This is a genomic window from Burkholderia sp. KL41 (assembly GCF_057005415.2).
Genome location: NZ_CM174446.1, coordinates 2,746,614 through 2,772,872 on the forward strand (window position 1 = coordinate 2,746,614; position 26,259 = coordinate 2,772,872).

Consider the following 26,259-nt stretch of genomic DNA (forward strand, 5'->3'; position numbering starts at 1 on the left):
TTCAATCGCGCTTCCCCCCGATCGAGTTCAGCCGCGACACCATGTGGTTCGCCATGCCGCGAAAGCCGCCCGAGACCCCCCGCCACAGGCGCGGGAGCGCCCACGCGGAAGCAGCGATGAAGGCGGCGAGCAGCACCAGGAAGGCGAGCGGAACGAAGAACGCGAGCACGAGCCCGCCGACCACGAGGCCGTCCTCGGTCGACGATGCGACCCAGTTCGAAATCGGTTCGGGAGACAGGTTGATCAGCGCGCGTGTGCCGGCCTTCGCCACGTGCGCGGCACCGGCGAGCGAACCGCCGGCGAGCCCCGCGACCGCGAGCACGGTCGGATCGGCATGGCCAAGCGCGCCGGCCGCGAGCACGGCGCCGGCGGGAATGCGGATGAAGGTGTGCACGGCATCCCACAGCGAGTCGAACGCGGGGATCTTGTCGGCAAGGAATTCGGTGACGGTGAGCACGGCCGCGGCACCGATGACCCACGGCGACATCAGGACGGCCAGCGTGTCGGGCAGGTGCAGCCAGCCGAACCGCGCCAGCAGGCCGGCGATCAGCACCGTCAGGTACAGGCGCAGGCCGCTCGCCCACGCGAGCCCCGCGCCGAGCGAAATCGCTTCGATCATGGCCCTCTCCTTGCACTTTCCGTGCGCTTTGCCGATTGATCGGATCGGGTCGGACAGACCGGCCGCGCGGCGCGTGGCGACCGGCACCGCGTGCCACGAGCAGCACGACGGTATTCAGGCCCGAATGCGTTCCATTATAGACAGGCCGGACGGGCGGCCGGCGCAATTCCGCCGCGCGGCACCCGGGCGCGGACGCACCCGGATGCGGTCGTCAGGCCGCCGACGACAGCTTGAGGCCGATCAGCCCCGCGACGATCAGCGCGGCACTCGCGACGCGCGCGACGGTCAGCGCCTCGCCCATCATCACGATGCCGAACACGAACGCGCCGACCGCGCCGATGCCCGTCCACACCGCGTATGCGGTGCCGAGCGGCAACTGGCGCATCGCGACCGCGAGCAGCCCGAAGCTGGCCAGCGCCGTCACGATCGTAAACACCGACGGACCGAGCTTCGTGAAGCCGTCCGACGATTTCAGGCCGGCCGCCCAGGCCACTTCCAGCAAACCGGCAATCAACAACCATACCCACGCCATCCCGACGTACTCCGTATCGGATGGGGCCGTCCCCGTTGAAGCGAATGTCCCGGGGTCGTCCCCGGGCGGCGCCGAGTATAACAAGATGCTTACGGATACGCCGGCGGCCGACCGGGGGCGCGACCGGCCGGACCCGGTCAGTTCGAGACGCGCGTCGGCGTGGCGCCGCCGACGCAGCGGTCGTCGCGGTACAGCGCCCACTCCTCGCACACGCGGCCGTCCTTGAACACGCACATGCCGACCTGCCCGCTCGACAGGTTGCGTACCGTGTGGTGGCCGCCGAGCTTGGCGCAATTGACCGATGCGGGATTGGCCATCGCCTGCTGGGACGACGACGGTTGCTGCCCGGGCGGCAGCGGTTGGGCGAACGCGCCAGACGCGGCAAGCGCCAGCGCACAGATGACGACCAGACGGACGGACATTGCACGCTCCTCGTTTTCGTTCGCGGAGCGGTCAGGATAACGGGGAATGAGCGCCGGGTGTGCAACGCGCGCGCCGGCCGCGGGACTGTCGCGCCGACGCAACCCTGCCGGCGCGCGACGTCACGCGCACGTGCGCCGCCGCGGCCCGGCCGGGCCCGTCATGCGGCGCCGACGAGCCGGTATCCGACGCCCGTCTCGGTCACGATGTACTCGGGCTGCGCCGGGTCGCGCTCGAGCTTCTGGCGCAGGTGCGCCATGTAGATGCGCAGGTAGTGGTGGCTTTCGACGTGCGACGGCCCCCACACGTCGCGCAGCAGCTGCCGGTGCGTGAGCACGCGCCCCGCGTGGCGCACGAGCGTGGCGAGCAACCGGTACTCGAGCGGCGTCAGGTGCACGATCTCCCCGTCGCGCCACACCTGGCGCAGCGCGAGATCGACCGTCACGGTGCCGAAGCTCACCTTCGGCGACTCGTTCGCGCCGCCCTGGTTGCGCCGGCGCAGTTGCGCGCGGATCCGCGCGCGCAGCTCGGACACGCCGAACGGCTTGGTCAGGTAATCGTCGGCGCCCGCATCGAGCGCCGCGACCTTCTCTTCTTCCTGCGTGCGCGCGGACAGCACGATCACCGGCACCTCGGACCAGCCGCGCAGCTCGCGGATCACGTCGAGGCCGTCGGTATCGGGCAGGCCGAGGTCGACGATCACGAGATCGGGCTTGCGCGTCGCCGCGTCGATCAGCCCCTGCTTGCCCGTCTCGGCCTCGAACACCGCGATGTCCTCCTCCTCGAGCGCGGCGCGCACGAAACGGCGGATCTGCTTTTCGTCCTCGATCAGGACGACGGTCAGGCTGGGTTCACTCATGGTCTGGCAATGACTCGGATGGGGACGACGCACCCGGCACATCGGGTTCGTCGTCGGATACGGCAGGCGCGGCCGGCGGCGTCTCGACCGGCAGCGTGAACCAGAAGCGCGCGCCCGTCACGTGGCCGTCGGGTGCGGTGCGGTTGAGCGCGCCGATTTTACCGCCGTGCGCCTCGACGATCGCGCGGCAGATCGCGAGGCCGAGCCCGATGCCCGGCGTCGCCGATTCCTTCTCGCCGCGCGTGAACTTGTCGAAGATCCGCGTTTCCATGCCGGCCGGCAGGCCCGGGCCGTGATCGTCGACATGCACGCGCACGAACGGCAGCCCGTCTTCGGTCACGCGCTCGGCGCCGATCTCGAGCGGCGTATCGGGCGGCGTGTACTTCGCCGCGTTCTCGAACAGGTTGGTGAACAGGCGTTCCATCAGCACCGCGTCCATCTGCAGGAGCGGCAGGTCGGCCGGCAGCACGACGCGCGCGGGATGGCGCGACAGCACGCGCTTGCATGCGGCGAGCGCCGCGCCGACGGTTTCCTCGAGCAGCGACCACTGGCGCTTGAGCTGCAGGCTGCCGGCCTGCAGCCGCGCCATGTCGAGCAGGTTCGTGACGATGCCCGTCATCCGCAGCGCCTCGTCGTGAATCGCATCGACGAGTTCGCCCTCGCGCTGCGCAAAGCGCTCGGCTGCCGCGGCGTCGCCGCCCTGTGCGGCCGCGCGTCCGTTCGCGAGCATCGACGAGAACCCGACGATCGTCGTGAGCGGCGTGCGCAGGTCGTGCGAGATCGCCGACAGCAGCGAGTTGCGCAGCCGCTCGGATTCCATGTTGACGAGCGCGTCGCGCGCGATCTCGACGTAGTGCACGCGTTCGAGCGCGAGTGCGATCTGCGCGGCGAATGCGTCGAGCATCCGCTGCTGCTCGGGCACCTCGAGTTCGCGCGGTTCGCGTGACGCGACCGCGAGCACGCCGCGCGTGCGCATCGGCGCCTTCAGCGGCAGGTACAGCGCGACCGTCGCGGGCAAGGTATCCGTGCCGCGACCGGCCGGCTTCTGCTGGTCGTACACCCACTGGCCGACGTCGCTGTCGAGGTCGGCGCCCGTCAGCGTGACGGCCGCGTCGGGCTCCTCGATCTTCTGCCGCACCTTGTCCGCGCTGTCGGGCAGCAGGAACGCGACGCGCGCGCGGAACACCTCGCCCACGTGCCGACTGCCGATCTCGACGATCTGCTCGGTCGTCAGCGCCGCGCCCAGCTCGCGCGCCATCGCGTAGATCGCGCCGGTGCGGCGCTCGCGGCGCTGCGCGACGCTCGCCTGGCGCGTCAGCGTCGACGTCAGGTGGCTGATCACGAGCGACGTCAGCAGCATCCCGAAGAAGGTCAGCAGGTATTGCGTGTCGCTGACCGAGAACGACATGCGCGGCGGCACGAAGAAGTAATCGAACGCGGCCACCGACAGGAACGACTGCAGCACGCCCGGGCCGCGCCCGAGGCGCACGGCCGAGAACACGACGCCGAGCAGGTACAGCATCACGAGGTTCGTGAGGTCGAGCCGCTCGGACACGAGGCTCGCGACGACCGTGATCGCCGCGCAGATCGCGGCCGCATACGCGTAGTGCCGCGGCGGCGAGCGATGCGTGCCGAACTGCGCGAAGGCATCGCGCCAGTCGCGCGCACGCGCGTCGAGCGGCGCGGCGCGCGCCTCGTCGCTCGCGGACGCACGGATCAGCATCAGGTCGACGTCGCCCGCGCGTTCGGCGAGCTGCTCGCCGAACGGCCGCGCGAAGCGGCGCACGAGCCCGACCTTCGGCGAGCCGCCCGCGACGATCTTCGACACGTTGCGCACCTTCGCATAGCCGATCAGCGCGGCGACCGCGTCGGCACCGGCGAGCGTGGCCGTCTCCGCGCCGAGTTCGGCGGCGAGCTTCAGCGCATCGAGCGTGCGCTGCCGCCGCGCGTCGGGCAGCCGCTGCAGTCGCGGCGTCTCCACATAAACGGCGATCCAGTCGGCCTTCAGGCTCGCGGCGAGCCGCGCGGCCGCGCGCACGAGCGTCGGCGCCTCGGGGCCCGGCCCGACGCATACGAGCAGCCGTTCACGCGCCTGCCAGATGCGCTGGATCGAGCGGTCGGCGCGGTATTCGCGCATCTGCGCGTCGACGCGATCGGCCGTGCGCCGCAACGCCAGTTCGCGCAGCGCGATCAGGTTGCCCTTGCGGAAGAAGTTGCGCACCGCGCGCTCGGCCTGCTGCGCGAGATAGACCTTGCCGTCGCGCATCCGCTCGAGCAGTTCCTCGGCCGGCAGGTCGACGAGCGTGACTTCGTCGGCCGCGTCGAATACACGGTCGGGCACCGTCTCCCACACGCGGATGCCGGTGATCGCGCCGACCACGTCGTTCAGGCTTTCGAGGTGCTGGACGTTGACGGTCGTATAGACGTCGATGCCCGCGTCGAGCAGTTCGTACACGTCCTGCCAGCGCTTCAGGTGCCGTGCGCCCTGCACGTTCGAATGCGCGAGTTCGTCGACGAGGATCAGTTGCGGCTGGCGCGCGAGTGCGCCGTCGAGATCGAATTCGGCGAGCGTGCGGCCGCGATAGTCGATACGCGCGAGCGGCAGCACGTCGAGACCGTCGAGCAGTGCGGCGGTTTCGCTGCGCCCGTGGGTCTCGACGATGCCGACGACGACGTCGACGCCTTCCTGCAGGCGCTGGCGCGCGGCCTGCAGCATCGCGTAGGTCTTGCCGACACCGGCCGATGCGCCGAAGAAGATCTTGAGCTGGCCGCGCCGCTGCTTTTCTTCGTCACGTTGCAGCTTGTCGAGGAGTTGGTCTGGATCGGGACGATTCATGCGTCAGAAAGGCGGAGCGCCCGGATGCGCGCGAGTACGAGCATTGTTGTTCCAAATCGCCGCAAAAGGCAAAGACGGCGCAAGCGCCGTCGGGAAAAGGCACGCCCGGCGCGGGCTGACCGCGCCGGGCGCCGGTTGCCGGACGCGCTCAGTGCGCGGCCTGCGCCGCGTCGAGCGCGAGGTTCAGCTTCAGCACGTTCACGCGCGCCTCGCCGAGCACGCCGAACTGGCGGCCCGTCGTGTTCGCGGCGACGAGCTGCGCGACCGCGTCGGGCGCCAGGTTGCGCGCCTTCGCGACGCGCTCGACCTGGTACGCGGCGGCGGCCGGCGTGATCTCCGGATCGAGGCCGCTCGCCGACGCCGTCACGAGGTCGACCGGCACGGGCTTCGACATGTCGGTGCCCGCGTCGTGCAGCGCGGCGATGCGCCCCTTCACCTGGTCGGCGAGCGACGGGTTCAGCGGGCCGAGGTTCGAGCCGCCGGAGCCGGTCGCGTTGTACGGCATCGGCGCGGTGGCCGACAGCCGGCCCCAGAAATACTTCGGCGCATCGAACGGCTGGCCGATCAGCGCGGAGCCGACCGGCTTGCCGTCCTTCTCGATCAGGCTGCCGTTCGCCTGCGACGGGAACACGGCCTGGCCGAACACGGTCATCACGGCCGGGTAAGCCAGGCCCGTCACGGCGGTCAGGACGACGAAGAGCACGACGAGCGGGCGAATCAACGTTTTCATGATGTTTCCTTCAATGGCGGCCGGTTCAGGCCCAGCCGAGTGCAGCGAGCGTCATGTCGATCAGCTTGATGAACGGGAACGGCAGCAGCACGCCGCCGAGGCCGTACACCAGCAGGTTGCGGCGCAGGAGCGACGCGGCGCCGAGCGGCCGGTACGTGACGCCCTTCAGCGCGAGCGGGATCAGCGCGACGATGATCAGCGCGTTGAAGATCACCGCCGACAGGATCGCGGAGGCCGGCGACGTCAGGTGCATGATGTCGAGCACGCGAAGTTGCGGGTACGTGGTCACGAACGCGGCCGGGATGATCGCGAAGTACTTCGCGATGTCGTTCGCGATCGAGAACGTCGTCAGCGAGCCGCGCGTCATCAGCATCTGCTTGCCGATCTCGACGATCTCGATCAGCTTCGTCGGGTTCGAGTCGAGGTCGACCATGTTGCCCGCTTCCTTCGCGGCCTGCGTACCGGTGTTCATCGCCACGGCGACGTCGGCCTGCGCGAGCGCCGGTGCGTCGTTGGTGCCGTCGCCCGTCATCGCGACGAGGCGGCCGGCCGCCTGGTGCTCGCGGATCGTCGCGAGCTTGGTTTCCGGCGTCGCTTCCGCGAGGAAATCGTCGACGCCCGCTTCCGCCGCGATCGCCGCGGCCGTCAGCCGGTTGTCGCCCGTCACCATCACGGTCTTGATGCCCATCTTGCGCAGCTCCGCGAAGCGCTCCTTGATGCCGCCCTTCACGATGTCCTTCAGCTCGATCACGCCGAGCACGCGCGCCGCACCGTCATGCAGGTCGGCCACGACGAGCGGCGTGCTGCCGCGGCGCGCGACTTCGTCGACCGCGCGGCGCACTTCTTCCGGGAAGCGGCTGCCGTGCGTCTCGACGTAGTGGCGGATCGCATCGGCCGCGCCCTTGCGGATCTCGCGGCCGGGGAGGTCGACGCCGGACATCCGCGTCTGCGCCGAGAAGCCGATGAACGTCGCGTGCAGCTGCGCCATGTCGCGCTGGCGAATGTTGAAACGTTCCTTGGCCAGTACCACGATGCTGCGGCCTTCCGGCGTTTCGTCGGCGAGCGACGACAGCTGCGCGGCATCGGCCAGCGCTTCCTCGGTCACGCCCGGCGCCGGCACGAACGTCGATGCCTGACGGTTGCCCAGCGTGATCGTGCCGGTCTTGTCGAGCAGCAGCACGTCGACGTCGCCGGCCGCTTCCACCGCACGGCCCGACGTCGCGATCACGTTCGCCTGCATCATCCGGCTCATCCCCGCCACGCCGATCGCGGACAAGAGGCCGCCGATCGTCGTCGGGATCAGGCACACGAGCAGCGCGACGAGCGCGGTGATCGTCACGACGTGGCCGGCCTTCATCGCCTCGACCGAGAACATCGAGAACGGCAGCAGCGTTGCCGTCGCCAGCAGCATCACGATCGTCAGCGCGACGAGCAGGATCGTCAGCGCGATTTCGTTCGGCGTCTTCTTGCGCTTCGCGCCCTCGACCATCGCGATCATCCGGTCGAGGAACGCCTCGCCGGGGTTCGCGGTGACCTTGACGACGATCCAGTCGGACAGCACGCGCGTGCCGCCCGTCACCGACGAGAAGTCGCCGCCCGATTCGCGGATCACCGGCGCGGATTCGCCGGTGATCGCCGATTCGTCGACCGACGCGACACCGTCGACCACCTCGCCGTCGGCCGGGATCACGTCGCCGGCCTCGACCAGCACGACGTCGCCACGGCGCAGCTCGGTCGCGGTCGTGATGCGGATCGGCGACTTCGGATGCGGCTCGTTGAGCTTCTTCGCCATCACGTCTTTCTTCGCACTGCGAAGCGACGCGGCCTGCGCCTTCGAGCGCCCTTCGGCGAGCGCCTCGGCGAAGTTCGCGAACAGCACGGTGAACCACAGCCACAGCGCGATCGCGAGGATGAAGCCCGCGGGCGCCTCGGCCTGGCCGGCGAGCGCCGCGATCCACAGGATCGTGGTCAGGATGCTGCCGACGTACACGCAGAACATCACCGGGTTGCGGAACTGCGTGCGCGGCGTGAGTTTCTTGAACGAGTCCACGATCGCCGGGCGCAGCAGCGCCGGATCGAACATGGACCGTGTTGCGGAATGTTGAGTCATTGCGATCTCTTCAATCTCTTGAGTCTTTTCAACGTGTCGCCGCGCGTCATGCGCCCAGCCACATCATCAGGTGCTCGACGCCCGGGCCGAGCGCAAGCGCCGGCACGTAGGTCAGCGCGCCCACCAGCAGCACCGTGCCGAGCAGCAGCACGACGAACAGCGGACCGTGGGTCGGCAGCGTGCCGCTCGTCACCGCGATGCGCTTCTTCGCGGCCAGCGAGCCGGCGATCGCCAGCACCGGCACGATCGTGCCGAAGCGGCCGAACCACATCGCGATCGCGGTCATCCAGTTGTAGAACGGCGTGCCGACCGTCAGGCCCGCGAACGCGCTGCCGTTGTTGTTGGCCGCCGAGCTGAACGCGTAGAGGATTTCCGAGAAACCGTGCGGCCCCGGGTTCGCGATGCCGGCCTTGCCTGCATCGGCGAGCACGGCGATCGACGTGCCGACCAGCACGAGCAGCGGCGTGAGCAGCACGACGATCGACACCATCTTCATCTCGTACGCCTCGATCTTCTTGCCGACGTATTCCGGCGTGCGGCCGATCATCAGGCCGGCGACGAACACCGCGAGCAGCGCGAACACGAGCATCCCGTAGAGACCCGAGCCGACCCCGCCGTAGATCACCTCGCCGAGCTGCATCAGCAGCATCGGCACGAGGCCGCCGAGCGGCGTCAGCGAATCGTGCATCGTGTCGACCGCGCCGCACGACGCGGCCGTCGTCGCGACCGTGAAGATGCCGGTCTGCGCGATCCCGAAGCGCGTTTCCTTGCCTTCCATGTTGCCGCCCGGCTGCAGCGCGCCCGTCGACTGGTCGACGTGCAGCGCGGCGAGCGTCGGGTTGCCGCCCTGCTCGGCGCTCACCTCGACGCCGATCGCGAGCACGAACGCGACCGTCATCGCCGCGAGCACCGCGATGCCCTGCCGGCGGTCGCCGATCATCCGGCCGAACACGAGACACAGCGCGGCCGGGATGATCAGGATCGAGAAGATCTGCAGGAAGTTCGCGAACGGCGTCGGGTTCTCGTATGGATGCGCGGAGTTCGCGTTGAAGAAGCCGCCGCCGTTGGTGCCGAGCATCTTGATCGCTTCCTGCGACGCGACCGGGCCCATCGCGAGCGTCTGCTTCGTGAGCGGGGTCGGCACCGTGACCGCGTTGCCCTTGTCGTCCTTCACCGGGTTGCCCTGCGCGTCGAGCTTCGGCGCCGCATAGGTGCTCGCCTGCAGCACCGGCACGTCCTGGTACGCCTTCGTGTTCTGGATCACGCCCTGGCTCATCAGCAGCGCGGCGACGATCATCGACATCGGCACGAGCACGTACATCGTGACGCGCGTGAGGTCGACCCAGAAGTTGCCGATGGTCTGCGCGGTATGACGCGCGAAGCCGCGGATCAGCGCGATCACGACGACGATGCCGGTTGCCGCCGACAGGAAGTTCTGCACGGTCAGGCCGAGCATCTGCGTCAGGTAGCTGACGGTCTGCTCGGGCGTGTAGTCCTGCCAGTTCGTGTTGGTGACGAAGCTGACGGCCGTGTTGAACGCGCCGTCGACCGTCATCGCGCCGAATTGCTGCGGGTTGCCGGGCAGGAAGCCCTGCAGGCGCAGCAGGCCGTAGAGGAACAGCGCGCCGAGCGCGTTGAACGCGATCGTCGCGATCGCGTACTGCTTCCAGTTCATCTCGCTGCCGGCATCGACGCCGGCAATGCGGTACAGCGCGCGCTCGAGCGGCCCGAACACGCGCACGACGCGCGAACTGCCGTCCATCACCGCGGACAGGTAGCGCGCGACCGGCACGGCCGCCGCCAGCAGCACGACGACGAAGAGCAGCGTCTGAAACAGATTGTTCGCGTTCATTCGATGTCCTCCGCGCGCAGCAGCGCAAAGACGAGATACGCGAACAGCAGCGCCGTCGAGGCGCCCGCCAGCCAGAGCATCCAGGTCATGCTCGCCCCCCGCGACCGTATTGCACGAGCTTGTCGCAACCGGCAACCAAACCGAGGATCAGCGCGGTGAAGAGCACCAGTACGCCGATGAAAACCCCATCCATTTTTCTGTTCTCCATCGTCGAAATCAGACGACTAGAACCTTATGGGAACGCACGTAAAGGACGGGTCAAAGGTATCGGGGCGGGTATAAAAAAAGTGTAAACGCGGGCGGCGGGGAACGGCGGGCGGAACGACGGGCAGGACGGGAGACAGGACGGACGACACGCCGGTGCCGCCCGCCGGGAGGGCGTGCCGACATGATGCCGGCACGAAGGGAGGTATCAGGGAACGAGGATCGTCGAGCCGGTCGTCTTGCGCGACTCGAGGTCGGCATGCGCGCGGCCGACTTCCGCGAGCGGATAGCGCTGGTTGATGCTGGTTTTCACCTTGCCCGACAGGATCACGTCGAACAGCTCGGCGGCCGCGGATTCGAGATCGGCGCGCTTCGCGATGTACGAGAACAGCGTCGGCCGCGTGAAGAACAGCGAGCCGCGCGACGAGAACTCCTTCGAATCGATCGCCGGCAGCGGGCCCGACGCGTTGCCGAAGCTGACGAAGTAGCCGAGCGGCGCGAGGCAGTCGAGCGAGCCGATGTAGGTGTCCTTGCCGATCGAGTCGTAGACAACGGGCACGCCCGCGCCGTTCGTGATCTCCTTCACGCGCTGCGTGAAGTTCTCGCGCGTATAGACGATCGGATGGTCGCAACCGTGCGCCTTCGCGAGCGCGGCTTTCTCGTCGGAGCCGACCGTGCCGATCACCGTCGCGCCGAGCGCCTTCGCCCATTGGCACACCAGCAGGCCGACGCCGCCGGCCGCCGCGTGGATCAGGATCGTGTCGCCGGCCTTCACCGGGTACGTGCGGCGCAGCAGGTAGTGCGCGGTCAGGCCCTGCAGCATCACCGACGCCGCGTCGTCGTAGCTGATGCCGTCCGGCAGCTTCACGAGCCGCTCGGCCGGCATCACGCGCTCCTGCGCATACGCGCCCGGCGGCTGCCCGACGTACGCGACGCGGTCGCCCGCCTTGAGCGCGGTCACGCCTTCGCCGACGGCCGTCACCTCGCCCGCCGCCTCCATCCCGAGACCGCCGGGCAGCGGCTGCGGATAAAGGCCGGTGCGGAAATACACGTCGATGTAGTTGAGCCCGACCGCGTGCTGCCGAATGCGGACTTCACCCGCCTTCGGCTCGCCGACCTCGACATCGACCCACTTCATCACGTCCGGGCCGCCCGGCTGGTCGTATCGGATTGCTTTCGGCATCGTTTCGCTCCTCTTCTGTCTGTCGGTCAGGGAAATGGTCGGATCGCCGACGCACGGCGCCGACCGATGCAGGCAACAGCCCGCGGCACGCGCGTCGCGACGCACGATTCTCGCCCGACGCCGCCGTCCGTGCATGGCCCTGCCCGCAACAGGGGCAATCGGGCCACGCTGCGGGCTAGCAGCGGTCCTGCATGTTCCGCGCCAGATCGTCGAGCAGCATCCGCGCCGTCGCGACGTTGGTCGCGACCGGCACGTCGTGCACGTCGCACGCGCGCACGAGCGCGGTGATGTCGGGATCGTGCGGCTGCGCGGTCATCGGGTCGCGCAGGAACACGACGATGTCCACGCGGCCGTCCGCCAGTTCCGCGCCGATCTGCAGGTCGCCGCCGAGCGGCCCCGACAGCTTGCGCTCGACCTCCAGCCCGTGCGCGTCCGCGATGCGGCCGCCCGTCGTGCCGGTCGCGACCAGCCGGCATTGCGCGAGCGTCGCGCGGTATTGGCCCGCGAGCGCGACGATCTCGTCCTTCTTCGCGTCGTGCGCAATCAATGCGATGCGGGTTTTGCTCATCTCCGGTTCCTTCGTCGTTCGGTTGTTGTCGTGATCGTGATTCGAGATACGCGCGTCAGAACGTGCCCGAATACGCGCCGCCGTCGAGCAGCCAGTTCTGCCCGGTGATGTAGCCGGCATGCACGCTGCACAGGAACGCGCACGCCGCGCCGAACTCTGCGCGCGTGCCGAGGCGGCCGGCCGGGATCTCCTTCGTGCGCCGCGCGCGCATCTCGTCGACCGTCACGCCCTGCGCCTTCGCCGATGCGGTGAGCGTGGTCGCGATCCGGTCGGTGTCGAACAGGCCCGGCAGCAGGTTGTTGATCGTCACGCCCTGCCCCGCGACCTTGCGCGACAGCCCCGCGACGAATCCGGTCAGCCCCGAGCGCGCGCCGTTCGACAGCGCGAGCACGTCGATCGGTGCCTTCACGGCCGAACTGGTGATGTTGACGATCCGGCCGAAGCGGCGCGCGATCATCCCGTCGAGGGTCGCGCGGATCAGCTCGATCGGCGTCAGCATGTTCGATTCGAGTGCACGGATCCAGTCGTCGTGCGAGAAGTCGCGGAAGTCGCCGGGCGGCGGGCCGCCCGCATTCGTCACGAGAATGTCCGGCTGCGGGCACGCGGCGAGCGCGGCGGCGCGCCCGTCCGGCGTCGTGATGTCGCAGGCGACCGCGGTCACCGACACGTTCGCGCCGGCGCGGATCTCCTCCGCGGCTTCCTCCAGCGTGTCGCGCGTGCGCGCGACGATCACGAGGTTCACGCCCTCCGCGGCCAGCGCTTCCGCGCAGCCGCGACCGAGCCCCTTGCTTGCCGCGCACACGAGCGCGGTCTTTCCTTCGATGCCGAGATCCATCGTCGATTCCTTGGTGGCGACACGCGCCGGCGCGGCCCGGTCGCTTCGGCGCCCGGACCACGGGCAGGCCAGGCAGGCGAACGGGCGGGCGCAGGCGCGCGGATTGTCGTGAGACGTCGATATTATCCGGATCATGCGGCGCGCCTTGGTAAAATTGCGGACATAAGCGCGCGGCCGGCTTGCGCCCGCCCCCGCCCCCGATCCTCTTTTGCCGCCAAGGCGCCCCCCGTCATGAAACAGGACAGCCGTTTCCCGAATCTCTTCATCACCGATCACCCGCTGATCCAGCACAAGCTCACGCACATGCGCGACAAGGACACGTCCACCCGCACGTTCCGCGAGCTGCTGCGCGAAATCACGCTGCTGATGGGTTACGAGATCACCCGCAACCTGCCGATTACCACCAAGCGGGTCGAAACCCCGCTCGTCGAGGTCGACGCGCCGGTGATCGCGGGCAAGAAACTGGCGATCGTGCCGGTGCTGCGCGCGGGCATCGGGATGTCGGACGGCCTGCTCGACCTGGTGCCCTCCGCGCGCGTCGGCCATATCGGCGTGTACCGCGCCGACGACCATCGCCCGGTCGAATACCTGGTGCGCCTGCCGGATCTGGAAGACCGCATCTTCATCCTGTGCGACCCGATGGTCGCGACCGGCTACTCGGCCGTGCACGCGGTCGACGTGCTGAAACGCCGCAACGTGCCGGCCGCGAACATCATGTTCGTCGCGCTGGTGGCCGCGCCCGAAGGCGTGCAGGTGTTCCAGGACGCGCACCCCGACGTGAAGCTGTTCGTCGCGTCGCTCGATTCGCACCTGAACGAGCACGCGTACATCGTGCCGGGCCTGGGCGACGCGGGCGACCGCCTGTTCGGCACCAAGAACTGAGCCCCGGCACGGCCCGCGGCGGCCCACCCGGCCGTTCGGCCATGCGCGGCGGCCCCGATCCGGCGGTCGCCGCGTGATAAAATCCCGATCCACTCGACACGCGCGGCCCCGCGGCTTCATGCCCGCCGACACGGCCGCCGACTCAACGACACATTGAAACAATCGCCCGCGCTGCGCGCCCGGGCACGGAGAAAGGTATGGCTGGTCATTCGAAATGGGCCAACATCAAGCATAAGAAGGCAGCGGCCGACGCGAAGCGCGGCAAGATCTGGACCCGCCTGATCAAGGAAATCCAGGTCGCGGCGCGCCTCGGCGGCGGCGACGTCAACTCGAACCCGCGCCTGCGTCTCGCGGTCGACAAGGCGGCCGACGCGAACATGCCGAAGGACAACGTCAAGCGCGCGATCGATCGCGGCGTCGGCGGCGCGGACGGCGCGAACTACGAGGAAATCCGTTACGAAGGCTACGGCATCAGCGGCGCGGCGATCATCGTCGACACGCTGACCGACAACCGCACCCGCACGGTCGCGGAAGTCCGCCATGCGTTCTCGAAGTTCGGCGGCAACATGGGCACCGACGGCTCGGTCGCGTTCATGTTCGATCACGTCGGCCAGTTCCTGTTCGCCCCCGGCACGTCGGAAGACGCGCTGATGGAAGCCGCGCTCGAAGCCGGCGCGAACGACGTGAACACGAACGACGACGGCTCGATCGAAGTGCTGTGCGACTGGCAGGCATTCTCGGCGGTGAAGGACGCGCTCGAAGCCGGCGGCTTCAAGGCCGAACTCGCCGAAGTGACAATGAAGCCGCAGAACGAAGTCGAATTCACCGGCGACGACGCAGCGAAGATGCAGAAGCTCCTGGACGCGCTCGAGAACCTCGACGACGTGCAGGACGTGTATACGAACGCCGTCATCGTCGAGGAATGAGATGCCGGCCGCCGCGCACCCTTTGCGGCGGCGGCCCGATCGAATCCGCGGCCGGCGCGCCTGAGCGTGCCGGCCGCCCTGTTTTCTAGTCTGCGGGGAATCCCATGAAACTACTCGTCGTCGGTTCCGGCGGCCGCGAACATGCGCTGGCGTGGAAGCTCGCGCAGTCGCCGCGCGTCCAGATGGTCTACGTCGCGCCCGGCAATGGCGGCACGGCACAGGACGAGCGTCTGAAGAACGTCGACATCACGGCGCTCGACGAACTCGCCGATTTCGCGGAAAGCGAAGGCGTCGCGTTCACGCTCGTCGGGCCGGAAGCGCCGCTCGCGGCCGGCATCGTCAACCTGTTCCGCGCACGCGGCCTGAAGGTCTTCGGCCCGACCCGCGAAGCCGCGCAGCTCGAGAGCTCGAAGGATTTCGCGAAGGCGTTCATGAAGCGCCACGGCATCCCGACCGCCGAGTACGAAACGTTCTCCGACGTCGCCGCCGCGCACGCGTACATCGACGCGAAGGGTGCGCCGATCGTCGTGAAGGCCGACGGCCTCGCGGCCGGCAAGGGTGTCGTCGTCGCGATGACGCTGGAAGAAGCGCATCAGGCCGTCGACATGATGCTGTCGGGCAACAAGCTGGGCGACGCCGGCGCGCGCGTCGTGATCGAGGAATTCCTCGACGGCGAGGAAGCCAGCTTCATCGTGATGGTCGACGGCAAGCACGCGCTGGCGCTGGCTTCGAGCCAGGACCACAAGCGCCTGCTCGACGAGGATCGCGGCCCGAACACCGGCGGCATGGGCGCGTACTCGCCCGCGCCGATCGTCACGCCGCAGATGCACGCACGCGTGATGCGCGAGATCATCATGCCGACCGTGCGCGGGATGGAGAAGGACGGCATCCGCTTCACGGGCTTCCTGTATGCGGGCCTGATGATCGACAAGGAAGGCAATCCGCGCACGCTCGAGTTCAACTGCCGGATGGGCGACCCGGAAACGCAGCCGATCATGGCGCGCCTGAAGAGCGATTTCTCGAAGGTCGTCGAGCAGGCGATCGCGGGCACGCTCGACACGGTCGAGCTCGACTGGGACCGCCGCACCGCGCTCGGCGTCGTGCTGGCCGCGCACGGTTATCCGGACGCGCCGCGCAAGGGCGACCGCATCAACGGGATCCCGGCCGAGACCGAACAGGCGGTCACGTTCCATGCGGGCACGACGCTCGACGGCGACAAGCTGACGACGTCCGGCGGCCGCGTGCTGTGCGTGGTCGGCCTCGCCGATTCGGTGCGCGAAGCGCAGCAGCATGCGTACGACACGATCAACCAGATCAATTTCGAAGGCATGCAGTACCGCCGCGACATCGGCTTCCGCGCGCTCAACCGCAAGAGCGCGTAACGTTGCAACCGCCGCCCCGCCCGCGCGCGGCGGCGGCTTCTCTGCCGGGGTTCGATAGAATGCCCGGCAGATGCCTTTTTTACGGCCCCCGCTTCGCACGGGGGCACCCAGTCCAGACATGACCGATTCGACCTACGACGTGACGCGCGTGCGCACGTACCTCCAGGGCCTGCAGACACGCATCGCCGACGCGCTCGGCGCGCTCGACGGCACGCCGCTCGCGACCGATGCGTGGCAGCGCGGGCCGCAAGAGCGCCTGCGCGGCGGCGGCTGCACGCGGATTCTCGAAGGCGGCCGCGTGTTCGAGCGCGCGGGGATCGGTTTTTCCGACGTCGCGGGCGACGCGCTGCCGCCGTCGGCGAGCGCCGCGCGTCCGCAGCTGGCCGGCCGCGGCTTCGAGGCGCTCGGCGTGTCGCTGGTGCTGCACCCGCGCAATCCGTACTGCCCGACCGTGCACATGAACGTGCGGATGCTGATCGCGACGAAACCCGGCGAAGCGCCGGTCTTCTGGTTCGGCGGCGGGATGGATCTGACACCGGTTTATCCGTTCGAGGACGACGCGCGGCATTTCCACCAGACCTGCAAGGACGCGCTCGATCCGTTCGGCGCCGAACTCTATCCGCGTTTCAAGACGTGGTGCGACGAGTATTTCTTCCTGAAGCACCGCAACGAGACGCGCGGCGTCGGCGGGATCTTCTTCGACGATTTCTCCGAGCCCGGATTCGAACGCTCGTTTGAGATGATGCAAAGCGTCGGCGACGCGTTCCTGAACGCGTACCTGCCGATCGTCGAGCGTCGTGTCGCGCTGCCGTACGGCGAGCGCGAGCGCGACTTCCAGGCTTACCGGCGCGGCCGCTACGTCGAATTCAACCTCGTGTTCGACCGCGGCACGCTGTTCGGCCTGCAAAGCGGCGGCCGGACCGAATCGATCCTGATGTCGATGCCGCCGGTCGCGAACTGGCGCTACAACTGGCAACCCGAGCCGGGCTCGCCGGAAGCGCGCCTGAGCGAGTTCCTCGTGCCGCGCGACTGGGTCTGAGCCCGCCGCGCCCCGCCGCCTCAAGAACAGGACACGTTTTTCTGGACACCATCGCCCGCCCCGCCCCGCTGCCGCGTCGTATCGGCCTGCTGGGCGGCACTTTCGACCCGATCCACGACGGCCATCTCGCGCTCGCGCGCCGGTTCGCCGGGCTGCTCGCCCTGACCGAACTCGTGCTGCTGCCCGCCGGGCAGCCGTACCAGAAGCGCGACGTGTCGGCCGCCGAGCATCGGCTCGCGATGACCCGCGCGGCCGCCGGCTCGCTGTCCCTGCCGGGCGTGACCGTGACCGTCGCCACCGACGAGATCGAGCACGCCGGCCCGACCTACACGGTCGAGACGCTCGCGCGCTGGCGCGCGCGGATCGGCCCGGACGCGTCGCTGTCGCTGCTGATCGGCGCCGACCAGCTCGTGCGCCTCGACACGTGGCGCGACTGGCGCACGCTGTTCGACTACGCGCACATCTGCGTGTCGACGCGCCCGGGCTTCGATCTCGGCGCGGCGCCGCCGGACGTCGCGCGGGAAATCGCCGCGCGGCAGGCCGGCGCCGACGTGCTGAAGGCCACGCCGGGCGGCCACCTGCTGATCGATACGACCCTTTCGTTCGACATCGCCGCGACCGACATCCGCGCACACCTGCGCGAATGCATCGCGCGCCATGCACAAATGCCCGACGCATCGGCCGAGCATGTGCCGGCCGCCGTATGGGCCTATATTCTTCAACATCGCCTCTACCATTCCTGAATCCATGGATATTCGCAAACTGCAGCGCGTGATCGTCGACGCCCTCGAAGACGTCAAGGCGCAAGACATCAAGGTGTTCAACACCAGCCACCTGACCGAACTGTTCGACCGCGTGGTCGTCGCTTCGGGCACCTCCAACCGCCAGACCAAGGCCCTCGCGTCGAGCGTGCGTGACAAGGTCAAGGAAGCCGGCGGCGACATCGTCAGCTCCGAAGGCGAAGACACCGGCGAATGGGTGCTCGTCGACTGCGGCGACGCCGTCGTGCACATCCTGCAGCCGGCCCTGCGCCAGTACTACAACCTCGAGGAAATCTGGGGCGACAAGCCCGTGCGGATGAAACTCGGCGGCGGCAAGGGGAACGGCTTCGCCACGGCCAGCGAAGGCGACGAGGACGAGGAAGAAGCCGCGCCCGCACGCCCGGCGCGCAAGACGGCCGCCCGCCGCCGTTGAGCCCCGAGTCGTTACGCGTCTCCCGATGAAGCTTTTCATTCTTGCGGTCGGCCACAAGATGCCGGGCTGGATCGCGTCCGGCTTCGACGAATACACGAAGCGGATGCCGCCGGAACTGCGCATCGAGTTGCGCGAGATCAAGCCCGAACTGCGTTCGGGCGGCCGCAGCGCCGAGAGCGTGGTGGCGGCCGAGCGGCAGAAGATCGAGGCCGCGTTGCCGAAGGGCGCGCGCCTCGTCGCGCTCGACGAGCGCGGCCGCGACTGGACCACAATGCAGCTCGCGCAGGCGCTGCCCGGCTGGCAGCAGGACGGCCGCGACGTCGCGTTCGTGATCGGCGGTGCCGACGGGCTCGATCCGGAACTGAAAGCACGTGCCGACGTGCTGCTGCGCATCTCGAGCATGACGCTGCCGCACGGGATGGTGCGCGTGCTGCTCGCCGAACAGCTTTACCGGGCGTGGAGCATCACGCAGAATCACCCCTACCACCGCGCATGACGTGTCGTCCTCGAGACGCGCGCCTCGCGCGCTCACCGAGATAACGACACCATGCCGTCCAGCACGTCCCCCGCACTTTTCCCGACCCTTTACCTCGCTTCACAAAGCCCGCGCCGCCAGGAGCTGCTGCTGCAGATCGGCGTACGCTTCGAGCTGCTGCTGCCGCGCCCCGACGAGGACGCCGAAGCGCTCGAGGCCGAACTGCCCGGCGAAGCCGCCGATGCCTACGTGCGGCGCGTGACCGTCGCCAAGGCCGAGGCCGCGCGTGCGCGCCTCGTCGCGAGCGGCAAGCCGGCTTCGCCGGTGCTGGTCGCCGATACGACCGTCACGATCGACGGCGCGATCCTCGGCAAGCCGGCCGACGCCGACGACGCGCTCGCGATGCTCACGCGCCTCGCGGGCCGCGAACACGCGGTGCTGACGGCCGTCGCCGTGATCGATGCCGACGGCCAACTGCTGCCGCCCGCGCTGTCGCGCTCGTCGGTGCGCTTCGCGGCCGCGTCGCGCGATGCGTATGCACGCTACGTCGAATCGGGCGAGCCGTTCGGCAAGGCCGGCGCGTACGCGATCCAGGGGCGCGCCGCCGAGTTCATCGAGCGAATCGACGGTTCCCATTCAGGTATCATGGGTCTGCCCCTTTTTGAGACCGCGGCGCTGTTGCGCGCCGCGCGTGTCGCCTTCTGAATCCCACCATGAACGAAGAAATCCTGATCAACCTCACGCCGCAGGAAACGCGGGTCGCACTCGTCCAGCAAGGCGCGGTGCAGGAGCTTCACGTCGAGCGCACGCTGTCGCGCGGGCGGGTCGGCAACATCTATCTCGGCAAGGTCGTGCGCGTGCTGCCCGGCATGCAGTCGGCATTCATCGACATCGGCCTCGAACGCGCGGCGTTCCTGCATGTCGCCGACATCTGGCATCCGCGCCTCGCGGGCGAGCCGCAGTCGGGCACGCCGCACCAGCCGATCGAAAAGACCGTGTTCGAGGGCCAGACGCTGATGGTCCAGGTGATCAAGGATCCGATCGGCACGAAGGGCGCCCGGCTGTCGACGCAGGTCAGCATCGCGGGCCGCACGCTCGTCTACCTGCCGCAGGAGCCGCATATCGGCATCTCGCAGAAGATCGAGAGCGAGGCCGAGCGCGAAGCCGTGCGCGCACGGCTGACCGCCGTGATCCCGCCGGACGAGAAAGGCGGCTACATCGTGCGCACGATCGCCGAGGATGCGACTTCCGACGAACTCGCCGGCGACGTCACGTACCTGCGCAAGACGTGGGCGACGATCGTCGGGCAGGCGCAGCGGCTGCCGGCGACGAGCCTGCTGTACCAGGATCTCGATCTCGCGCAGCGCGTGCTGCGCGATTTCGCGAACGACGACACGACGCGCATCCAGGTCGATTCGCGCGAGACCTACCAGCGCCTCTCCGAATTCGCGGCCGAGTTCACGCCGGCCGTGAGCCCGAAGCTGCATCACTACACGGGCGAACGGCCGCTGTTCGACCTGTACAACATCGAGACGGAGATCCAGCGCGCACTGTCGCGCCGTGTCGACCTGAAGTCGGGCGGCTACCTGATGATCGACCAGACCGAGGCGATGACGACGATCGACGTGAACACGGGCGGTTACGTCGGTGCGCGCAACTTCGACGACACGATCTTCAAGACCAACCTCGAGGCCGCGCACACGATCGCGCGGCAGCTGCGGCTGCGCAACCTCGGCGGGATCATCATCATCGACTTCATCGACATGGAGAACGCCGAGCATCGCGACGCGGTGTTGTCCGAGCTGAAGAAGGCGCTGTCGCGCGACCGCACGCGCGTGACGGTCAACGGCTTCTCGCAGCTCGGGCTCGTCGAGATGACACGCAAGCGCACGCGCGAATCGCTCGCGCACGTGCTGTGCGAACCGTGCCCGACCTGCCAGGGCAAGGGCCAGGTGAAAACGTCGCGTACCGTGTGCTACGACATCCTGCGCGAGATCCTGCGTGAGTCGCGGCAATTCAACCCGCGCGAATTCCGCGTGATCGCCGCGCAGCAGGTGATCGACCTGTTCCTCGACGAGGAATCGCAACATCTCGCGATGCTGATCGACTTCATCGGCAAGCCGGTGTCGCTGCAGGTGGAGTCGAATTTGAGCCAGGAGCAATACGATATCGTGCTGATGTAAGATACGACTCCCTTGCTGGGTAAGGCTGCAGCCGGATCCAGCAAGGGGTGCAATCGAGCTAGCTACCTACTGAGCTACCCATTCACATCGTGATTCTGTTCGATTAACGCGATGAGGCTTTTCCCCGTCACCCCACTGGACCGCGCACCGATCTTCACGAGCTCAAGCTTGCCACTGCGGACAAGGTTGTAGACGGTCGGCCGCGACACACCGAGCCGCTGCATGACAACGGCCACGCGATACAACGAGTCGGGCCGCAGCGTAGACGCCGGCGGCACAACCGTGTTCGCCAATCCTTGACGTCGCGCCGCTGGCGCTGGCGCCCTCTCGCGCAACAGCGCGGCAACGCGGCTCGCGATTCGATCCGCGATCAGATCGAGCAAGTCGTCGCACAGCACCGGGTCGCGCCCGGCGGCCACGGCCACTCCCGCCTTGAAAGTCTTCGATACGTAGGGCATGTCCCCTCCTTCAGTGTGGCTAGCCGCCCACATCCCGCTGCTGCAGGACGCAGGCGTTAGGACTTACAACCCCGCAATGCGCTCGACGAGCAGCTCAACAGCGGTAAGCCGCGGCAGCACCGCGTCGGACACTTCCGGCCCACGCGAGCGGATCAGCTCGCGCACCTCGTCGATGGCGGAAAACAGTTCCGCGATGTCGCACGACGACACCACCACTTGATCAGGAATACTACCGATGGGGAAAGCAAGAGATTGAACGTTGGCGTTCATGGTGAGCTCCGTATGCGATCGCACCGCCCCGCTGTCAAACGGGGTGGGCGGCAACGAGCGAAGTTGACAGACCGGGGCATACGGATCCCGGCAGGCCGAAGCCTCTCCACTCGCGCCACCCATAGAAGATGCGCGTTCTCAAACGAAGAAAAACCGCCATCGCGGCGGTTGTCTGCCGCATGCATTCGGGCTGTCAAACCCGGTCAACGTTGTGTACGTCGACGGGTTCAGTATAGAGCGAATTCGAAATAAAGTGCAACAAAATCAAAGGTTAAGCGACGCTGTACGCGCTGTACAGCGATGCCTGACGCAACTAAACACGCTTCGTCGGTGAGTGCACCGCGCGCTAGAATCCGCCGAACCACAACGACGAAAACGGGGGTGCTGTGAATTCAACCGGACGCTTTGTATTCGCCGCGTGCGTGAGCGCGGCTGTCATCTTCTCTGCAGCGGCAGACGCGCAGTCATTCAACGCACGTGCACGCCTTGTCACGACGTGGCAAGCGAAGGATCTAACCGGCAACTCGGCGGCTGCAGAACGCCTGGTTGCACTGGAGGAAATGGACGAAGTGCACGATCGACCGGGCGACAACTGCACGCAATTCATCGGGCCCATCACCGTAGAGGGTATCCAGTTCACACCGAGCGGCGGTACGCTCGAAACGTTCCGATTCACCGACAAAAACGGGAATCAATGGTCCGTGCCGACGAACATCGGTCGGTTGTCGAATGTCGATCGCCAGCACGCGAACAGCTTCATCCGTGTCGGCAAGCGCTACCTCGTTCACGCGCAGGTATGCGGCAGCGGTGGGAACGCGAGCCTAGTCAGCATGTACGATGCGGCTGTGAATTTCGGCCCGGTTCGCTGATCGCGTTCGTTGAGGTGCCCGCTATCGCGAGATCGGCACGCGCGATAGCGGGCACGCATCATGGCATGGTGAACAGCAGTGGATTGCCGGCGGTCGTCGTGCCATACGTTTTCAGCAGACCGCCAGTGCTGCCCGTGAGTAGGTTGTTGCCCTTTGCGTAATTCCCGAAGCCGCCCAACAATCCGGCGGCAGCCGAAATACCGCCCGCAATGAGGCTGTTGTTTGCGCTCGCTCGCGCGGTACGCGCCGCATATCGATCTTGTCGCGCCTGGTCCTCAAGCGTGCTGCCCTGCAGGATGCTTTGGTACCGCGTCTGCAACGCATCGAGCTCGGCATTGCGCACGCTCTGCACCTGCACGTCGAGCGCCGAGCCGGCATTCGGATTGAAGCCCGACTCGGCCACGGCGGCACGCTGCTCGCCAAGCTGCTGCCCGGCCTGTGCTCGTTGCGCGCTTTCACGCGCGACACCTTGCGCATAGACCTGTCCGGCCTGCTGGTCGGACAGCGCGGCGTTACGATCGAGCGCGGCGGCCTGCTGACTCGCTTGCGCGCTGCCTGAGATACCCGAGACGACGCTCCCCACACCCTTTACTGCCGCGGCGCCGAGCGCCAACGTAGTCGGATCCATTACTTCACCCTCGCAAAAAGAATCACATCCCGCCCGTCGACGGTGTATTTCCGGCGCACGCATTCGCGCACGAACCCCAAACGCTCGGCCCAAGCCGCACCTGCCGTGTTCGTGGCGTCGATGTCCATTTCGATGCGGTGCCACGGCGCATCGTCGAGCACGCCCTGCACCATCCGGTGGAGAACACGAAACCGCCGCGGCTGCATCAGCGACGGCGACATCAACGTCCATGCCTGCGCGCGGTTCTCCCACACCTCAGCGATACCGCCACATCCGAGCGTGATGCCGTTCTCGACGATCGCCCAACCGACACGCGTCGCAGCGCACAGCCGCTCAGCAGACTCGCGTGTCATCGCACCGATAGCCGTGGCGTGCCTCGGCGACAACTCGACGGAAAGAATGTGCTCGGGCCGCAGGCGCTCCGAGATCAACGGCGCGCACATCCGGCTCGCGCGAATTGAATCGCTCGCGCGCCGGCGGGTTCGGAGAAATTTGATAGTCATGTTGGTCCTGTTCAGAATCAGATGCGCTCGTGCGGACGGCGCGGCGCATCTTTGCGGCGCTTGCCCGTCTTCTCGCACCAGAGATCGAGGATCAGCTCACCGCGCCCGTGCGACGGCTCAGTCATATCATCGATGTACGTGCGCACAGCAGCCTCGCTTATCGCACCGCGCAGTTCACGAGCAACGTCTTTCGGCTTCGGGTAGAAGTGCTGCAGATCGAGCAGCACCGCGCGCCAGTTGATCGCCGACATCCGCATCGCAGCTCACTACTTCAGTTTTCCGGCGACACGCTGCCGGAGCGCTTCCTGCGCGAACCGGATGACCGTCTTCCGATCGGCGCCGAGGCCCGTCTCGACGAGCACCTTCGCGACGCGTGGATCGCGCTTCGCGAGCGCGTTCGCCGCATCCCATGCCTGCTCCCACCCATCGCCGAACGTCTCTTTCATGCCCTGCACCGCGTCCGCAAGGTGGGCCTGCTTGTCGGCCTCGGACAGCGCCGGCCAGCCCTGCGCAAACAGCCGGGCGTCGGCAATGAACTCGCGCACATCGGTCTGGTTGCCGCCGTGGTCGGCCACAATCGCGGCGAACTCCTTGCGATCGATCGTGCCGCCGAGGCCGTCGTCGATCGAGGCGATGGTTTCCTGCCCCCACTGCCCGGAACCGGTCAGCTCGTCGTAGAGCGCGCCGTGCGCCCCCTCGTCGCCGTAGAACTTGCGCGCTCGATCGTTGCGAACGAGCGCCAGCGCATCCTGGTCGGCAGCCTGCGGCGCACTTTGCCCGTCGTCGACGCGCAGGTTCTCCGCGGCGTTCCATGCCTTCGGCTGCTCGACCGGGGTGCGTGGCGTCTCGGCTACGCCCGGCTGCTTCGTGTTCGAGTAGAACGCTGCGGCGCGTTCCTCGATCGTCTTCTCGACGGGTGTGGATTGCTGTTCAGCGTCCATTACGCCCCCTCGCCGGCTTCGGTCACCGAGCGCAGCGCGGACTCACTGTCGATGATGTATGGCGGTTGATGGGTCGGCTTCCGGAATGCCGCCGCGGTTTCGAGGCGCGTGATGGTCTGCTGAATGTGCCGCGCTGCGACGACCGCGATGCTGTCGGGCCGCGAATCGTCACCAACGATCGACTTGACGTACGCCCGAACGGCATCATTGGATATCCACGGGTGGGCACCGCTTATATACAGCCCGGATCGCTGCGCATCGGCCAACTCGGGATTCGCGCAAACCGCGCAAATCGCCGCACGCAGTTCTGATTCAATCTGCAAGAACTCACTGCGCGCGATTGCGACCGCTTCGAGCGCGGCTTCCAGCGCCTTCGCCGCGTTGACGTATCGGCGCTCCAGAGCGCGAGCCGCGCGCGCACCGTCCCGCGACTCCTGGCGCCGCGCTTCGAGCGCCGCCGCGCTGTTGGCGCGAGCCGCAGCTCCGTGTACGCGGACGAGTGACGCTTCGCGCGACCGGTGCAGATCCGCGACGGCACGCAGCGACGCCGTTTCTTCGTCCTCCGCACCGTTGTTCTCGAGCAGTCGATCCTCGAGCTGCTGCTGCGCGGTGGCGGTCTGCTGGCGCGCTTCTGCGAGCTGCGCTTCGATCAGTCGGATATCGGCCATCGATCAGCCCTCCACCAGTTCGACTTGCCAGTCGAGCACACGCGCTGCTTCGGCCTGCTCGGCCGTGGCTCGGCCCCACGCGTGATCCGCGTTCGGGCGGATACGCCATTCACCGCCCTTCAGCAGTCCGTGGCGCTCGATGAATTCGGCCAGGGCATCGGCGACGACGCGGGCCATCGACGCACCGCGCAACAGCGCGCAGGTCTGCAGCGCCATCCGCGTGCGCGGGGCCATGTAAATGTGGGTTGCTGCCATGTCCTTCCCCAAAGTGGTCACGTCGCCAGCATCCCACCGACACCGTGCAGAATCGTGCGTTTATGGCCCTTCATTTATGGCCATAAACGTAGGGAAAGCGGGTAGCCAGTTGGGTAGCTGCGTGACGTTTTCGGGAGTCGCGCGGCGTGCAACGCCCACTACGCAAGGCGCTGCGCCGTGAATGAAAATCGCCAGTGGGGATTTCAATCGTCCTTCACGCGTGGCTTGCGGCCAGTCTGGTCGACCACGCGCACGCGCAGCTTCGAGATCTCGAGCTTGTCGTTCAGCATGCCCAGGTGGCGCATCGCCAGCGTGAGCGCCGCTGTCTTGTCGAACACCTTCGCTTTCTTCGTGAGCGTCGGCGTGGGCATCAGCTCGCCGTCACCGTCCGCGCTGTACGTCATTTGCTCGACCACGTCGACGCCGGCGAGAACCGCGGCGGCCTCGTCGTCGAGCTGGTCTGGTCGTTTCAGCGTGCCGTCGGCGTTGTACAGGCGCCGAATGTCGAAGAACGCGATGCGTGCGAGCTCACGCAGCACACGATCCTGCGTGATGTGCGTGCGCTCGCTACGCGCTTTCATCGCAGCGGCGATGGCTGTTTGCACCTGAGCATTTCTTAGCAGACGTGCGGCATTCACCTGCGCCGCATTGCCTTGCGCGGCGTAGCCGGCGCGCTTGTACGCAGCGGTCGCATTCAGATCTCGCAGATACTCGTCGACGAATCGTTGTTGCTTCGCGGTCAGTTTCTTCATTGCTTTACCTCGCTAAATTCGTACTGCGAACTTGTAATTTCCTGCATCTTTCGGCCCCACCGGGGCGTATCCACCTGTATCCACCG

The 26,259-nt window shown here is 67.6% G+C and carries 32 protein-coding genes; 10 read left to right on the top strand and 22 right to left on the bottom strand.

The window, feature by feature from the left end; translation table 11 throughout:
• Position 1: 1 nt before the first annotated feature.
• From PQB87_RS12895 to PQB87_RS12955, 13 genes are all read right to left on the bottom strand, one after another.
• Positions 2-619 (bottom strand): DUF4126 domain-containing protein, encoded by a 618-nt coding sequence (locus PQB87_RS12895; RefSeq protein ID WP_021161113.1) that lies wholly within the window; start codon positions 617-619, stop codon positions 2-4.
• Positions 620-830: 211 nt separating this feature from the next.
• Complete coding sequence (sugE, locus tag PQB87_RS12900; RefSeq protein ID WP_021161112.1) at positions 831-1,151, bottom strand: quaternary ammonium compound efflux SMR transporter SugE; 321 nt, start codon at positions 1,149-1,151, stop codon at positions 831-833.
• Between the two features lie 137 nt (positions 1,152-1,288).
• Positions 1,289-1,573 carry a putative hemolysin gene (locus PQB87_RS12905; protein ID WP_301861181.1) on the bottom strand — a complete coding sequence of 95 codons (285 nt, stop codon included), beginning with the start codon at positions 1,571-1,573 and terminating at the stop codon, positions 1,289-1,291.
• A 158-nt stretch (positions 1,574-1,731) separates the two neighbouring features.
• Positions 1,732-2,430 carry a two-component system response regulator KdpE gene (gene kdpE / locus PQB87_RS12910; protein ID WP_027786844.1) on the bottom strand — a complete coding sequence of 233 codons (699 nt, stop codon included), beginning with the start codon at positions 2,428-2,430 and terminating at the stop codon, positions 1,732-1,734.
• Positions 2,423-5,266: a DUF4118 domain-containing protein gene (locus PQB87_RS12915; protein WP_153488614.1), complete on the bottom strand. Its 2,844-nt coding sequence runs from the start codon at positions 5,264-5,266 to the stop codon at positions 2,423-2,425. The genes kdpE and PQB87_RS12915 overlap by 8 nt, the downstream gene beginning before the upstream one ends.
• Before the next feature lie 148 nt (positions 5,267-5,414).
• A complete protein-coding gene (kdpC, locus tag PQB87_RS12920) occupies positions 5,415-5,996 on the bottom strand; it encodes a potassium-transporting ATPase subunit KdpC (protein ID WP_489242014.1) in 582 nt (193 codons plus the stop codon).
• 25 nt (positions 5,997-6,021) lie between these two features.
• A complete protein-coding gene (gene kdpB / locus PQB87_RS12925; RefSeq protein ID WP_059688485.1) occupies positions 6,022-8,106 on the bottom strand; it encodes a potassium-transporting ATPase subunit KdpB in 2,085 nt (694 codons plus the stop codon).
• Between the two features lie 46 nt (positions 8,107-8,152).
• The gene (gene kdpA, locus PQB87_RS12930) at positions 8,153-9,958 is read right to left on the bottom strand and encodes a potassium-transporting ATPase subunit KdpA (protein ID WP_489242016.1); all 1,806 of its coding nucleotides are present in this window, start codon (positions 9,956-9,958) and stop codon (positions 8,153-8,155) included.
• Positions 9,955-10,047 (bottom strand): K(+)-transporting ATPase subunit F, encoded by a 93-nt coding sequence (gene kdpF / locus PQB87_RS12935; protein WP_006752209.1) that lies wholly within the window; start codon positions 10,045-10,047, stop codon positions 9,955-9,957. The genes kdpA and kdpF overlap by 4 nt, the downstream gene beginning before the upstream one ends.
• Positions 10,044-10,166, bottom strand: coding sequence for a hypothetical protein (locus PQB87_RS12940; RefSeq protein ID WP_258403958.1), 123 nt, complete (start codon positions 10,164-10,166; stop codon positions 10,044-10,046). The genes kdpF and PQB87_RS12940 overlap by 4 nt, the downstream gene beginning before the upstream one ends.
• Positions 10,167-10,370: 204 nt before the next feature.
• Positions 10,371-11,345 carry a quinone oxidoreductase family protein gene (locus tag PQB87_RS12945; protein ID WP_059688483.1) on the bottom strand — a complete coding sequence of 325 codons (975 nt, stop codon included), beginning with the start codon at positions 11,343-11,345 and terminating at the stop codon, positions 10,371-10,373.
• A 175-nt stretch (positions 11,346-11,520) separates the two neighbouring features.
• The gene (locus tag PQB87_RS12950) at positions 11,521-11,913 is read right to left on the bottom strand and encodes a methylglyoxal synthase (protein ID WP_060063541.1); all 393 of its coding nucleotides are present in this window, start codon (positions 11,911-11,913) and stop codon (positions 11,521-11,523) included.
• Between the two features lie 55 nt (positions 11,914-11,968).
• A complete protein-coding gene (locus PQB87_RS12955) occupies positions 11,969-12,748 on the bottom strand; it encodes an SDR family oxidoreductase (protein WP_489242019.1) in 780 nt (259 codons plus the stop codon).
• A 231-nt stretch (positions 12,749-12,979) separates the two neighbouring features.
• Here PQB87_RS12955 and upp point away from each other — a divergent pair, with 231 nt between their 5' ends.
• From upp to rng, 9 genes are all read left to right on the top strand, one after another.
• A complete protein-coding gene (gene upp, locus PQB87_RS12960; RefSeq protein ID WP_011352740.1) occupies positions 12,980-13,630 on the top strand; it encodes a uracil phosphoribosyltransferase in 651 nt (216 codons plus the stop codon).
• A 197-nt stretch (positions 13,631-13,827) separates the two neighbouring features.
• Positions 13,828-14,556: a YebC/PmpR family DNA-binding transcriptional regulator gene (locus PQB87_RS12965; protein WP_011352741.1), complete on the top strand. Its 729-nt coding sequence runs from the start codon at positions 13,828-13,830 to the stop codon at positions 14,554-14,556.
• Between the two features lie 104 nt (positions 14,557-14,660).
• Positions 14,661-15,938: a phosphoribosylamine--glycine ligase gene (gene purD, locus PQB87_RS12970; RefSeq protein WP_021161100.1), complete on the top strand. Its 1,278-nt coding sequence runs from the start codon at positions 14,661-14,663 to the stop codon at positions 15,936-15,938.
• 118 nt (positions 15,939-16,056) lie between these two features.
• Entirely contained in the window at positions 16,057-16,977 is a 921-nt protein-coding gene (gene hemF, locus PQB87_RS12975) for an oxygen-dependent coproporphyrinogen oxidase (protein ID WP_059688864.1), read from the top strand.
• Positions 16,978-17,018: 41 nt separating this feature from the next.
• The gene (locus PQB87_RS12980) at positions 17,019-17,720 is read left to right on the top strand and encodes a nicotinate-nucleotide adenylyltransferase (RefSeq protein ID WP_254617097.1); all 702 of its coding nucleotides are present in this window, start codon (positions 17,019-17,021) and stop codon (positions 17,718-17,720) included.
• A gap of 4 nt (positions 17,721-17,724) precedes the next feature.
• Complete coding sequence (gene rsfS, locus PQB87_RS12985; protein ID WP_027786832.1) at positions 17,725-18,171, top strand: ribosome silencing factor; 447 nt, start codon at positions 17,725-17,727, stop codon at positions 18,169-18,171.
• A 25-nt stretch (positions 18,172-18,196) separates the two neighbouring features.
• Positions 18,197-18,667, top strand: a complete 471-nt coding sequence (gene rlmH, locus PQB87_RS12990) for a 23S rRNA (pseudouridine(1915)-N(3))-methyltransferase RlmH (protein ID WP_489242023.1) — start codon at positions 18,197-18,199, stop codon at positions 18,665-18,667.
• A gap of 51 nt (positions 18,668-18,718) precedes the next feature.
• Complete coding sequence (locus PQB87_RS12995; RefSeq protein WP_489242025.1) at positions 18,719-19,351, top strand: Maf family protein; 633 nt, start codon at positions 18,719-18,721, stop codon at positions 19,349-19,351.
• Positions 19,352-19,359: 8 nt separating this feature from the next.
• The gene (rng, locus tag PQB87_RS13000; protein WP_021161094.1) at positions 19,360-20,829 is read left to right on the top strand and encodes a ribonuclease G; all 1,470 of its coding nucleotides are present in this window, start codon (positions 19,360-19,362) and stop codon (positions 20,827-20,829) included.
• Between the two features lie 74 nt (positions 20,830-20,903).
• Here rng and PQB87_RS13005 read toward each other — a convergent pair whose 3' ends face one another.
• A complete protein-coding gene (locus PQB87_RS13005) occupies positions 20,904-21,287 on the bottom strand; it encodes a helix-turn-helix transcriptional regulator (RefSeq protein WP_489242027.1) in 384 nt (127 codons plus the stop codon).
• 63 nt (positions 21,288-21,350) lie between these two features.
• Positions 21,351-21,557: a hypothetical protein gene (locus tag PQB87_RS13010; protein WP_489242029.1), complete on the bottom strand. Its 207-nt coding sequence runs from the start codon at positions 21,555-21,557 to the stop codon at positions 21,351-21,353.
• A gap of 386 nt (positions 21,558-21,943) precedes the next feature.
• Between PQB87_RS13010 and PQB87_RS13015 the strand changes: the two genes are divergently transcribed.
• Complete coding sequence (locus tag PQB87_RS13015; RefSeq protein ID WP_489242031.1) at positions 21,944-22,426, top strand: hypothetical protein; 483 nt, start codon at positions 21,944-21,946, stop codon at positions 22,424-22,426.
• Between the two features lie 58 nt (positions 22,427-22,484).
• Here the strand turns inward: PQB87_RS13015 and PQB87_RS13020 are convergent, their stop codons facing one another.
• The 7 genes from PQB87_RS13020 to PQB87_RS13050 all read right to left on the bottom strand — a co-directional run bounded on the left by PQB87_RS13020 (position 22,485) and on the right by PQB87_RS13050 (position 26,173).
• Positions 22,485-23,054 (bottom strand): hypothetical protein, encoded by a 570-nt coding sequence (locus tag PQB87_RS13020; RefSeq protein ID WP_489242033.1) that lies wholly within the window; start codon positions 23,052-23,054, stop codon positions 22,485-22,487.
• Positions 23,054-23,557 (bottom strand): GNAT family N-acetyltransferase, encoded by a 504-nt coding sequence (locus PQB87_RS13025; RefSeq protein WP_489242035.1) that lies wholly within the window; start codon positions 23,555-23,557, stop codon positions 23,054-23,056. The genes PQB87_RS13020 and PQB87_RS13025 overlap by 1 nt, the downstream gene beginning before the upstream one ends.
• A 17-nt stretch (positions 23,558-23,574) precedes the next feature.
• Positions 23,575-23,808 (bottom strand): hypothetical protein, encoded by a 234-nt coding sequence (locus PQB87_RS13030; protein WP_489242037.1) that lies wholly within the window; start codon positions 23,806-23,808, stop codon positions 23,575-23,577.
• Between the two features lie 15 nt (positions 23,809-23,823).
• A complete protein-coding gene (locus tag PQB87_RS13035; RefSeq protein ID WP_489242039.1) occupies positions 23,824-24,498 on the bottom strand; it encodes a hypothetical protein in 675 nt (224 codons plus the stop codon).
• A complete protein-coding gene (locus PQB87_RS13040; protein ID WP_489242041.1) occupies positions 24,498-25,166 on the bottom strand; it encodes a hypothetical protein in 669 nt (222 codons plus the stop codon). The genes PQB87_RS13035 and PQB87_RS13040 overlap by 1 nt, the downstream gene beginning before the upstream one ends.
• 3 nt (positions 25,167-25,169) lie before the next feature.
• Positions 25,170-25,421 carry a hypothetical protein gene (locus tag PQB87_RS13045; protein WP_489242043.1) on the bottom strand — a complete coding sequence of 84 codons (252 nt, stop codon included), beginning with the start codon at positions 25,419-25,421 and terminating at the stop codon, positions 25,170-25,172.
• 203 nt (positions 25,422-25,624) lie between these two features.
• Entirely contained in the window at positions 25,625-26,173 is a 549-nt protein-coding gene (locus tag PQB87_RS13050) for a terminase small subunit (protein WP_489242045.1), read from the bottom strand.
• Positions 26,174-26,259 lie beyond the last annotated feature (86 nt).

What these genes read in the sequence shown, in the direction of transcription:
- PQB87_RS12895 (WP_021161113.1), bottom strand. Translation starts at nt 619, where the DNA reads ATGATCGAAGCGATTTCGCTCGGCGCGGGGCTCGCGTGGGCGAGCGGC.
- sugE (WP_021161112.1), bottom strand. Translation starts at nt 1,151, where the DNA reads ATGGCGTGGGTATGGTTGTTGATTGCCGGTTTGCTGGAAGTGGCCTGG.
- PQB87_RS12905 (WP_301861181.1), bottom strand. Translation starts at nt 1,573, where the DNA reads ATGTCCGTCCGTCTGGTCGTCATCTGTGCGCTGGCGCTTGCCGCGTCT.
- kdpE (WP_027786844.1), bottom strand. Translation starts at nt 2,430, where the DNA reads ATGAGTGAACCCAGCCTGACCGTCGTCCTGATCGAGGACGAAAAGCAG.
- PQB87_RS12915 (WP_153488614.1), bottom strand. Translation starts at nt 5,266, where the DNA reads ATGAATCGTCCCGATCCAGACCAACTCCTCGACAAGCTGCAACGTGAC.
- kdpC (WP_489242014.1), bottom strand. Translation starts at nt 5,996, where the DNA reads ATGAAAACGTTGATTCGCCCGCTCGTCGTGCTCTTCGTCGTCCTGACC.
- kdpB (WP_059688485.1), bottom strand. Translation starts at nt 8,106, where the DNA reads ATGACTCAACATTCCGCAACACGGTCCATGTTCGATCCGGCGCTGCTG.
- kdpA (WP_489242016.1), bottom strand. Translation starts at nt 9,958, where the DNA reads ATGAACGCGAACAATCTGTTTCAGACGCTGCTCTTCGTCGTCGTGCTG.
- kdpF (WP_006752209.1), bottom strand. Translation starts at nt 10,047, where the DNA reads ATGACCTGGATGCTCTGGCTGGCGGGCGCCTCGACGGCGCTGCTGTTC.
- PQB87_RS12940 (WP_258403958.1), bottom strand. Translation starts at nt 10,166, where the DNA reads ATGGAGAACAGAAAAATGGATGGGGTTTTCATCGGCGTACTGGTGCTC.
- PQB87_RS12945 (WP_059688483.1), bottom strand. Translation starts at nt 11,345, where the DNA reads ATGCCGAAAGCAATCCGATACGACCAGCCGGGCGGCCCGGACGTGATG.
- PQB87_RS12950 (WP_060063541.1), bottom strand. Translation starts at nt 11,913, where the DNA reads ATGAGCAAAACCCGCATCGCATTGATTGCGCACGACGCGAAGAAGGAC.
- PQB87_RS12955 (WP_489242019.1), bottom strand. Translation starts at nt 12,748, where the DNA reads ATGGATCTCGGCATCGAAGGAAAGACCGCGCTCGTGTGCGCGGCAAGC.
- upp (WP_011352740.1), top strand. Translation starts at nt 12,980, where the DNA reads ATGAAACAGGACAGCCGTTTCCCGAATCTCTTCATCACCGATCACCCG.
- PQB87_RS12965 (WP_011352741.1), top strand. Translation starts at nt 13,828, where the DNA reads ATGGCTGGTCATTCGAAATGGGCCAACATCAAGCATAAGAAGGCAGCG.
- purD (WP_021161100.1), top strand. Translation starts at nt 14,661, where the DNA reads ATGAAACTACTCGTCGTCGGTTCCGGCGGCCGCGAACATGCGCTGGCG.
- hemF (WP_059688864.1), top strand. Translation starts at nt 16,057, where the DNA reads ATGACCGATTCGACCTACGACGTGACGCGCGTGCGCACGTACCTCCAG.
- rsfS (WP_027786832.1), top strand. Translation starts at nt 17,725, where the DNA reads ATGGATATTCGCAAACTGCAGCGCGTGATCGTCGACGCCCTCGAAGAC.
- rlmH (WP_489242023.1), top strand. Translation starts at nt 18,197, where the DNA reads ATGAAGCTTTTCATTCTTGCGGTCGGCCACAAGATGCCGGGCTGGATC.
- PQB87_RS12995 (WP_489242025.1), top strand. Translation starts at nt 18,719, where the DNA reads ATGCCGTCCAGCACGTCCCCCGCACTTTTCCCGACCCTTTACCTCGCT.
- rng (WP_021161094.1), top strand. Translation starts at nt 19,360, where the DNA reads ATGAACGAAGAAATCCTGATCAACCTCACGCCGCAGGAAACGCGGGTC.
- PQB87_RS13005 (WP_489242027.1), bottom strand. Translation starts at nt 21,287, where the DNA reads ATGCCCTACGTATCGAAGACTTTCAAGGCGGGAGTGGCCGTGGCCGCC.
- PQB87_RS13010 (WP_489242029.1), bottom strand. Translation starts at nt 21,557, where the DNA reads ATGAACGCCAACGTTCAATCTCTTGCTTTCCCCATCGGTAGTATTCCT.
- PQB87_RS13020 (WP_489242033.1), bottom strand. Translation starts at nt 23,054, where the DNA reads ATGGATCCGACTACGTTGGCGCTCGGCGCCGCGGCAGTAAAGGGTGTG.
- PQB87_RS13025 (WP_489242035.1), bottom strand. Translation starts at nt 23,557, where the DNA reads ATGACTATCAAATTTCTCCGAACCCGCCGGCGCGCGAGCGATTCAATT.
- PQB87_RS13030 (WP_489242037.1), bottom strand. Translation starts at nt 23,808, where the DNA reads ATGTCGGCGATCAACTGGCGCGCGGTGCTGCTCGATCTGCAGCACTTC.
- PQB87_RS13035 (WP_489242039.1), bottom strand. Translation starts at nt 24,498, where the DNA reads ATGGACGCTGAACAGCAATCCACACCCGTCGAGAAGACGATCGAGGAA.
- PQB87_RS13040 (WP_489242041.1), bottom strand. Translation starts at nt 25,166, where the DNA reads ATGGCCGATATCCGACTGATCGAAGCGCAGCTCGCAGAAGCGCGCCAG.
- PQB87_RS13045 (WP_489242043.1), bottom strand. Translation starts at nt 25,421, where the DNA reads ATGGCAGCAACCCACATTTACATGGCCCCGCGCACGCGGATGGCGCTG.
- PQB87_RS13050 (WP_489242045.1), bottom strand. Translation starts at nt 26,173, where the DNA reads ATGAAGAAACTGACCGCGAAGCAACAACGATTCGTCGACGAGTATCTG.